At 31.8% G+C, this 1992-nt stretch carries 2 protein-coding genes; both read right to left on the minus strand.

Annotated features, from left to right (window positions below; translation table 11 throughout):
* A partial coding sequence (locus MVY38_RS09855) for a cytochrome c biogenesis protein ResB (protein WP_297485717.1) occupies positions 1–1476 on the minus strand: 1476 nt, incomplete at its 3' end.
* 69 nt (positions 1477–1545) lie between these two features.
* Positions 1546–1992: ATP-binding protein (locus MVY38_RS09860; protein ID WP_297485719.1), on the minus strand; the 447-nt coding region annotated here is incomplete at its 5' end.

The raw sequence follows: 1992 nt of genomic DNA on the forward strand, positions 1-1992 counted from the left end.
GTCTAAACTATCTGCATGTACCGATGGATTTACACTAAGTAAAACTCCAACAGCAAGTAAAGCAGGAATAGCTTTCGCTTTTGCTGCATCTTTTGCTTTTTTTGAAAGACGAGAAAATCTATGTTTTCTTGAAAAAAGTGTCCAAAAAAGTCCAAATGCTAAAAGTGCATACCCAATATATGTTGGAACTGTCCCAGGATCATGATTTACTGACAACACGGTTCCTCCTTCATCCATATCATAAGAAGATTGAAAAAATCTGTAATGTTTATACTCTAAAATATGATTCATATAAATCCTATATTTTTCATGAAAATTATCTGCTTTATCAATAACTTCCACCTCACTTGCATAAGAAGCTGGACTCATAGAACCTGGGTATCTGTCAAGTTTAAATTTTAGTAACTTAAGTTGGAAAGGGATCTGAATCTCCTTTGCACCAAAAGAGACATAAACATCCACACCATTAACATTTACATGAGAAGCCTCGCCCTCCAAACCTTTTCTAAAATAGGCAGTTACATTTTTTTTCTTTCCATCAACATCTACAGAAAAACGCAAAAGTCCAAGACCAGAATCTCTTAACTTCGCATTAGGGTTTGTTATGACTTTTTTAACAGCGTGTGCTAAATATTTACGCAGTACAAAACTACCAAGTTTTGTTGTATAAAGAACTCTATTGTTTAAAAGGTCATTATTACTTGCTGCTAACTCACCTTTTGATCTATCTGACATTTTCATATAAGAGAGAGTCATATTATGTTTCATATAGAGCTTATTCTCTTTTAAAAATATAGATATTGTAGGCTTCTTAAATGTTTTACCAGATTGAAAATCTAAAATAAAGTTTCCAGCATTATAGTAGTTCCCTTTATCTAATGCAACAGGTTTTCCTCTTCCTCCACCAGTGACCATTAGACTTAACATTGAAGAGCCTTTTGGGTCTTCTACTATTGAAGTTATGGCATTTGGAATGTATTTTTCGAGTGTGACATCTACATCTTTACCTGCAACATCCAAAGAAGCTTCTAAGTCGTTATTTAAACGCTTAGAAAGATATGCAATTTTAGAATATGATACTACTTTGTCACCTACTTTTGCTTCTACATCAAAGTACGGATCTGAGCTCATCATAGAAGAAGCAATCATACCATTTCTAATATGCATAATACCCTCATAGCCCATATATCTGGTAATTGCTGCACCAAATAAAATAACTAAAAAAGCAACATGAAATATAAATATAGGAGCTTTTTTCAGTGTGTACATTTTAAAATGTATAATATTATAAATAAGATTTAGTGCTAAAAGCCCTAAAAGAACATTAAACCATTGTGCATTATAAATTTCTGCTTTTGCGGTCATCGTTCCATAGTCATTCTCAACTATAGTCGCATATCCAATGGCAAATGCAAAAATTAGCATCAAAACCACCATAGATTTCATTGATCCAACAAAGGATAAGAGTGTTTTCATTGTATTCCTTTAATAAAAAGTTATTGTAATAAAAATAAGATAATAGAATGTATAAACTTCCTATTTAACTCAAATGCATAGCTCTATTTCAAAACATTTATTCTCTTGTTCACATAAAAACACATTTCCATCATGTGCTTGTGCTATTTGACGAGAGAGTATAAGACCAAGTCCATTTCCCTTAATTTTGCTACTTTTAAAAGCTTCAAAGAGTTCCTCTTTGTTCTCAATTGCAACACCTGTATCAAATATTTGAAATATATGTCTCGCTTCATGATAAAAATGTTTTATCTCTATTATTCCATCATCATTATCATCAGCTTCAATGGCATCTATTGCGTTTATAATAAGATTTGAGAAGAGCATTTCAAGTAAATCTTTGTCTGCGTTTAGCATAAAATCATCTTCTGGAAAAAGAAATGTTATCTCTTTTGAATAGTCATAATATTTTATGGACATATCTATTGACTCTTTTAGCTCACTCCATAAAAATTGCTCTTTTTTGGCTATAACGCC

Origin of the sequence: Sulfurimonas sp. (genome assembly GCF_027056685.1) — a bacterium.
Taxonomy (GTDB): Bacteria; Campylobacterota; Campylobacteria; order Campylobacterales; family Sulfurimonadaceae; genus Sulfurimonas.